Source organism: Pseudomonas indica NBRC 103045 (genome assembly GCF_002091635.1).
In the GTDB taxonomy this organism is placed as follows: Bacteria; Pseudomonadota; Gammaproteobacteria; order Pseudomonadales; family Pseudomonadaceae; genus Pseudomonas_M; species Pseudomonas_M indica.
Genome location: NZ_BDAC01000016.1, coordinates 91277 through 97485 on the forward strand (window position 1 = coordinate 91277; position 6209 = coordinate 97485).

Annotated in this window: 8 protein-coding genes; 2 read left to right on the forward strand and 6 right to left on the reverse strand. The window is 61.5% G+C overall.

The window, feature by feature from the left end:
• Positions 1-43: 43 nt before the first annotated feature.
• Both PIN01S_RS18335 and PIN01S_RS18340 read left to right on the forward strand, forming a co-directional pair.
• Positions 44-472, forward strand: a complete 429-nt coding sequence (locus tag PIN01S_RS18335) for a helix-turn-helix domain-containing protein (protein ID WP_084337613.1) — start codon at positions 44-46, stop codon at positions 470-472.
• A gap of 365 nt (positions 473-837) precedes the next feature.
• Positions 838-2151 carry a hypothetical protein gene (locus PIN01S_RS18340; RefSeq protein WP_084337615.1) on the forward strand — a complete coding sequence of 438 codons (1314 nt, stop codon included), beginning with the start codon at positions 838-840 and terminating at the stop codon, positions 2149-2151.
• On the opposite strand, the gene PIN01S_RS18345 is transcribed toward PIN01S_RS18340, so the two are convergent.
• The 6 genes from PIN01S_RS18345 to PIN01S_RS18370 form a co-directional block, all read right to left on the reverse strand.
• On the reverse strand, positions 2148-2576 hold the full coding sequence (locus tag PIN01S_RS18345; RefSeq protein WP_084337617.1) for a nuclear transport factor 2 family protein: 429 nt from the start codon (positions 2574-2576) through the stop codon (positions 2148-2150). The two genes, PIN01S_RS18340 and PIN01S_RS18345, sit on opposite strands and share 4 nt — an antisense overlap.
• A 166-nt stretch (positions 2577-2742) precedes the next feature.
• Positions 2743-3234 (reverse strand): GNAT family N-acetyltransferase, encoded by a 492-nt coding sequence (locus tag PIN01S_RS18350; protein ID WP_084337619.1) that lies wholly within the window; start codon positions 3232-3234, stop codon positions 2743-2745.
• 276 nt (positions 3235-3510) lie between these two features.
• Positions 3511-3984, reverse strand: coding sequence for a cupin domain-containing protein (locus tag PIN01S_RS18355; protein WP_084337621.1), 474 nt, complete (start codon positions 3982-3984; stop codon positions 3511-3513).
• 416 nt (positions 3985-4400) lie between these two features.
• Entirely contained in the window at positions 4401-4688 is a 288-nt protein-coding gene (locus PIN01S_RS18360; RefSeq protein WP_084337623.1) for a hypothetical protein, read from the reverse strand.
• The gene (locus tag PIN01S_RS18365; protein WP_244505976.1) at positions 4685-5392 is read right to left on the reverse strand and encodes a peptidoglycan recognition protein family protein; all 708 of its coding nucleotides are present in this window, start codon (positions 5390-5392) and stop codon (positions 4685-4687) included. Before PIN01S_RS18365 ends, PIN01S_RS18360 begins: the two co-directional genes overlap by 4 nt.
• Positions 5393-5400: 8 nt before the next feature.
• Entirely contained in the window at positions 5401-5943 is a 543-nt protein-coding gene (locus PIN01S_RS18370) for a PAAR domain-containing protein (RefSeq protein WP_084337627.1), read from the reverse strand.
• Positions 5944-6209 lie beyond the last annotated feature (266 nt).

Consider the following 6209-nt stretch of genomic DNA (forward strand, 5'->3'; position numbering starts at 1 on the left):
TCACTGTAGAAGTTGAAGTCAACTTCAAGTCAAGAGGGTACGGATGGACATCGCCGAAGTCGCCAAACGCAGCGGAATACCGGCATCGACACTGCGTTTCTACGAAAAGAAGGGCCTGATCGTCTCCCTCAGCCAGCAAGGGACCCGGCGCTGGTTCGGGCCCGGCATTCTCGATCAGTTGGCCCTGATTTCCTTGGGCCAGGCGGCCGGGTTATCGCTGGATGAGATTCGCTCGATGTTCAGCCCCGACGGTACGCCGAACATCGACCGGCAACTGCTGGCGACGAAAGCCGACGAGATCGACGCCCTCATCAAACGCCTCGAAGCCATGAGCAAAGGGCTACGGCACGCGGCGGCCTGCCCTGCTCCCAGTCACCTGGAATGCCCGACCTTCAAGCGCCTGCTCAAGGCTGCCTCGTCAGGCGTCATCGAGCGGCGCTGGAACAAAGCGACACCCAAGCCAGACCTGTAGGGCGAATTCATTCGCCCCTACAACGGACCATGCTTTTCCGTAGGAGCCAGCTCTGCTGGCGAAGCTCCTGCGAGGCCCCAATCGCGAGCAGAGCTCGCTCCTACATAGGGACCGTGCTCCCGGATTGCACCCTGGCTTATCTGGGCCTCGATCCAAAACTCACACTGTAGGGGCGAATTCATTCGCCCAACCCAACTCTGCCGGGCGAATGAATTCGCCCCTACAGACGGGATCGATGGCAAATCTTTACGTCCCTGCGCCTCGACACATCGCGCACCAGCGACTATCAGGAAAAGGGCCCGCCTCAATCTGGCGGCCCCGGCGTCATCGCCCTGCCCCGGTTCCGACCATCCACGAGGCCATCCATGCAATTCCAACTGTGCATTGCCGGACACTGGAACCGCATCCCGACGCCACCCGCCAGCCTGGGCTACTACGTCTGCGGCGACCGCAATTGCCGTGGCCCATTGGCCGGCCCCGTGTACGAAATCGCGCCTGGCCCGGCACTGGCCGCACAGCATCGCACCAGCGGCCCGTTCTATTACCGCTGCGCCAACGGCCACTGGTCGGTGACCGACGAACGCCTGCGGGGGCCCGATGCCGAGCGCCTGGCGGTCTGCGGGCATCCCGGATGTGCCGCGGGTCTGGCCAGCCACGCCAGCACCGACCGCCCAACCGCCCCGCTCTATGCCCTCGTCAGTGCGATCGCCGATCTGCGCGATCTGCACGCCCCGGTCACCGACAAGCACAAGACTGGCGGCGAGGTCGACCTCTACGATCAGCAGGTGTTCAAGTACCTCTTCAGCTTCGCCCGACAGAAGTTCACCGCCGACGGCAGCGTCGACTTCCTCGTCGGCGAAACCCGCTACGCCGTCTTGCGCTCGCCGTCCCGGGAGTTTCCCCTGCACCCGTACTGCTACCCCTCGCTGCGCGCCGACGGTGGCGATTGCCACGCCGACGCACGCTACGAAGACATCGGCCGCCAACTGATGCAATACACGCCGGACTTCATCGACAGCCTGCTCACCGTGGCCATCCGCGTGATGAAGCAGAAGCACACCCGCGACGACATCGACTGCATCGCCAACATCTGCAACAACGTCGACCTGATCCTCTCGCCCCGCCGCACCGTCCTCCCGGTGCGCTGGCATCCGCTCTCGCTGTTGTGCGTGCTGGTGGGCAGCGCCGCCGCCGAGACCGGCCGGGGCCTGGTGGGGTTCGTCAACGTGCTGGCGGCCTTCCATCACATCAAGCACGACGCGAGGAAAGCCTGGAACAACTGGGCTCACGTGATCGGCCAACCCGGCGCCGACTTCGACAGGAACACCAATCGTTTCCTGGACCAAACGAAACAAGGAATCGAGAACGTCTATCCCAGCAGCTACACCTTCAACGGCAGCGAAGCGAAACGCAACAGCGTCGGCTTCAGCGGTTCGGAACGGATGATCAAGGCCGCCAGCGGCGAAGTCTCCGGCAGCAGCATCCCGCCGGAAAACGAGAACAAGTGGCGCGCCTACAAGGAGTTCGTCAAACGCGACATCAACCACTTCGCCAAATGGCAGGGCCCGGACTATCGCATCCTCGGCCCAGGCAGCCCGCCGTCAGCGGATACAACGGAGAACTTCGAACGCAAGGTGCTGCGGCATTTGCAGCTCCTGTTCGGCGGGCGGGGCCATTAGCCCTTGGCCGCCGCCAAGTAGGCCCCCAACCGCCGCCCCATCTCCTCGCCGAGCGCCTGCAAGCCGCTCATGGGACGGACCATGACTTCGAACTCGACGATCTTTCCCTGCTCGTCGAAACGGACCATGTCGATGCCCTTCAATTCACGCCCGTTGACCCGGGCACTGAACTCCAGCACCACGCTCAGGCCATCGGCCGTGGCCAACTGGCGGTGGTAGCGGAAATCCTCGAAGACCTGGAGCACCGTATTGAGGATGGTCGAAACCACCGGCGCCCCCGGGTATGGCGTATGCGCCATGGGCGAACGGAACACCACGCTCTCCGCCAGCAGCTCGGGCAGTGACGATAGGTCGTGCCGGTCGATCATTCCGTGCCAGTGTTGCAACGAAGCGGCGGCCTGGGGGTGCAGGTTCAATTCGGACATCGTGTCTTCCTCTCGATCGTTGTTCTTGTGGAGGCCCGCCCCGGACCGATACGCCGTCCGTGCGGTGTGAACGGACGATACGACCCGGACCAGACCGGCTCAATGATCGAAAATGACAAAGGAATGATCCTGTCGCACAACATGCGCCGTACCCAGGCCGGACAGCTCAGTGGGTCGTCCGGGGAATCAGGAACGTCAGCAGCTGCGGGTCGTCATCCGGCTCGAGGGTATGCACCGGCCTGGGCAACTCGGCCAGCACCGCGCGCCAGAAGGCCAGCGCCGTTTCGTCCTGGCGGTAGAAGCGCACCAGCCAATCGCTCTCGCCGCTCGACAGCACCTGCACGGCCAGCGCCCGGCCGATCCCCTGCCGCCGATATTTCTTCAAGACGAACAGATCCGCCAGTTCCAGGGCCTCCACATCCGGCAACTCGCTACGCTCGATCAGCAAAAAACCGGCAATGAAACCATCCACCAGGATCAGATTGGCGCTCCAGCCCGGCTCCCGCCAATAACGTGCCAGATGCGCCTCATGGATATAGAAACGGCCATCCAGCTCTACGTCCTCCTGCTCCCAGTCCGAGGACTCGTAGGCGTAGAACTGGTACAGGTTACGGATCAGCTCGGCCTGCTCCGGGCCGGTCCGCACCCACTCGACCATGGCCCCGCTCACGGCCTGGGCTCGCAGCGGGACGGGCGACGGGAAAAAGCAGCGGGGATCGTGGGCATGGTGGTCTCGGTGAGATAGAGGCGGTTCGTTCGGGTTGCCATTGTGCGTGGCGCCATATTTTGTCGCTATCGTCGAAACGGCAGCCGACTCCAGCAAGCCTTGGGCTCCCCTCGCACTCCAGCACTCTTCGGTCCCTCATGCCAGACAGACACGCACAACACCCGCCCCGACGGCAGGCTTCCGCCAGGGCGAGGGCGTGCTGCCGCGTCATTGCTTCCTGGGATCGTCCGCCGGATCGAGATAGCTGATGCCCCAAGGGCCCGCACCGTGCAACTGCAACTCGGCCTCCCCCTCTTTGGTGCCGGCGAACATCGGCATGCCGGCCGGAATGACCAACATGTCACCCGCCTGATAGGCAGCAGCCTGGGCATCGTCGAACTTGTCGCCGGTGGCGAAGTAGAACGTGCCCGATATCACCGTGACACGCTCGGTCACCGGATGGGTATGTACGCCGATCCGGGTGTTCGCCGGCAGCTTCAGGCGCATGGTGAAAGGGTCGCCGGTCTTGGGATCGCCTTCGATCACAGCGAGCATCGCCCCGGGCCCCACCGACGGTGCGGGAACCCAGTTCAGCTCGGACGATTTGGCGGCAATGAAGGCGGGCTCCGCCGCCCAGGCGCCGGCCGTCACGAACGAGGCGCCAAGCAAGGCCAGCAACGCGGCTTTCTTGGGAGTAGTCATCACAATCTCCTTCTGTTGGCTTGAGCAACGCCGGGCCGATACGCCACCGCAACCGAGGCAACCCGGAAAGCCCTCCCGGCGGCAACGCGAACCTCCTGTAAGGCGAGCGGAAACGCCCACCCTCCGGGAACCCGACCCGCCCGCTGCGATACGGCCGGCGCGGGGGTAAAACAAGCGAACGAGGAGAAAAATCGGCGATATACCCGTGACGATAGACGAAGCGGAACGGCCGGTTATGCCGTTTGGGAGCAGCTTAAAACCCTGGGTTATGGCGCTATGCCATCCGCAGGGGGCGAGTGCATTCGTTGATCGTTCCCACGCTCCGCGTGGGAACGCCTCCCGTGACGCTCCGCGTCACGCAGGGCGAATGAATTCGCCCCTACAGTTCGCCGAGAAGAGTGCAAATGGGGGCAGCCCTACCGCTGCTTACAAGCCTCCAGCTCTCCCTGGGTTCTCAGCTCGGTCTCTATTCCCAGACGGTACTTGCAATAGTCGATAACAAGCTGACGCTCCTCATCATTCAGTTCGTGCAGCTTCTTGTTATCGGCATCGTTGGCGAAGAGGTTTTCAAACTTCATTTGAAATGTGGGGTATTTCTTGATGAAGAACACGGTGTTGAGTTCCGCATCATCAATGGCTTTGTAGTACCCGATGAACAGCACGGCGAGGAGGGCCAACACGGCAGGGATGATGAGTTTTTTCATGATGTGGGTGGAGGCAATAGTTGAGTCTTGCTTCGAATGGCCTTTACCAGCTCCATTCCGACATTACCGGGACATACCTTTCCTTCAGCACGCTGACCTGGGTACTCCCTGTGTCCACCAAAGTGCTTGATGACAAAGACGCTCTTCAATGCGGAGACCAAGGTCACTACCGCATCGACCTGCGGAGCGGGAATTCGGTTGGTTGTGTTGACTCCGATTGACTCCAGCGCTTCGCGACCAAACGCGACCAAGTCGTCCCCCTCTTCGGCAGTAGTCAGGTTGTTCAGCAGGACTACACCAATGACGCCGGTGTTGTACTCAAGAACGCTGGACCCTTTGAAACGGATATCACGGCCTTCGTAAATGATTCCTGAACAATCGATCCCGAAGTGATAGCCAATGTCATCATACCGACCATCCAAGTGATCTTCCTGGGTTGCAAGCATCTGCTCGGTACCACTGCCACACGAATAGCTCCGACCAGCATGGTGCAGCGCAATCATGGTGTAGTCCCAATCGTCGACCATTGATCCTTTGGCCTTATGGGCTCCCCACTGCGAACGCTCTACGAACTGATGCTTGAGCGAGCGAACTTTGCGAATGATCGCCTCACGTGTTGCCGCCCTGTCGTTGACAGTAATCGCGACTGGAACAGGCGGTTGCCCAGGCTTGACCTCCTGCGCCTTGACTGTTGTCTTGAACATGCCCTCAGTCATTGGTCGTCCCCCGATAGCTCAGTAAGCATGTGCGCCGGGGATTTGAACAGGACGTGCAGCGCGATGGTCGACGACTCCGAAGGCGCTTGGATATGGGCCACGCCGTTGCCATCCGTCACCCCGCGCTCTTCGCGCCCGTCCACTACCGCAAGGAATTCTCGATAGGCAAGACAAGCACCGGTTTCGCTGTCCGTAACAGCGAACACTCGGGCGTAGGTCTTGCTAAGGGCAAGAGGCGTGGGAGGAGTGAAAGGGGCAGGCGAAAAACTGTCGCCGATAAGTACCGTGCCAGAGCCAGCAATCACCACATTCCCATGCGAGCCACTACTGCCCACGGTAGCGGCCGGCATGCCGTTAATGAAAACAGTGGAGGACAGTCCGGAAACCAGCGGGCTACCGCAGCCACTCACATCACCTTGACGCGCCGCTGGAAGCCCATCGAAGAGGACATTGGGAGAGCCTACAGCTATCGGATTGGTACCATGCCCAGGAACAGGGCAGCTTGTGGGATCAGAAGCACGAGCAGCGGGCTTTGCCATACGAGTTCCTTTCGTAAGTTGAGGGGAGGTCGGACCTTACCAAAGCACCGCCAGCGCTCTCCACATGCATGCCGCCAGAATTGGGCCCGCCTCTCATTGATCGTTCCCACGCTCCGCGTGGGAATGCCTCCCGGGACGCTCCGCGTCACAAGGGCGAATAAATTCGCCCCTACACGTCCCCAACTAGCCCGCTCAGGACTTGATCGTTCCCACGCTCCGCGTGGGAATGCCTCCCGTGACGTTCCGCGTCACGCAGGGCGAATGAA

What these genes read in the sequence shown, in the direction of transcription:
- PIN01S_RS18355 (WP_084337621.1), bottom strand. Translation starts at nt 3,984, where the DNA reads ATGACTACTCCCAAGAAAGCCGCGTTGCTGGCCTTGCTTGGCGCCTCG.
- PIN01S_RS18370 (WP_084337627.1), bottom strand. Translation starts at nt 5,943, where the DNA reads ATGGCAAAGCCCGCTGCTCGTGCTTCTGATCCCACAAGCTGCCCTGTT.
- PIN01S_RS18345 (WP_084337617.1), bottom strand. Translation starts at nt 2,576, where the DNA reads ATGTCCGAATTGAACCTGCACCCCCAGGCCGCCGCTTCGTTGCAACAC.
- PIN01S_RS18340 (WP_084337615.1), top strand. Translation starts at nt 838, where the DNA reads ATGCAATTCCAACTGTGCATTGCCGGACACTGGAACCGCATCCCGACG.
- PIN01S_RS18365 (WP_244505976.1), bottom strand. Translation starts at nt 5,392, where the DNA reads ATGTTCAAGACAACAGTCAAGGCGCAGGAGGTCAAGCCTGGGCAACCG.
- PIN01S_RS18335 (WP_084337613.1), top strand. Translation starts at nt 44, where the DNA reads ATGGACATCGCCGAAGTCGCCAAACGCAGCGGAATACCGGCATCGACA.
- PIN01S_RS18350 (WP_084337619.1), bottom strand. Translation starts at nt 3,234, where the DNA reads ATGGTCGAGTGGGTGCGGACCGGCCCGGAGCAGGCCGAGCTGATCCGT.
- PIN01S_RS18360 (WP_084337623.1), bottom strand. Translation starts at nt 4,688, where the DNA reads ATGAAAAAACTCATCATCCCTGCCGTGTTGGCCCTCCTCGCCGTGCTG.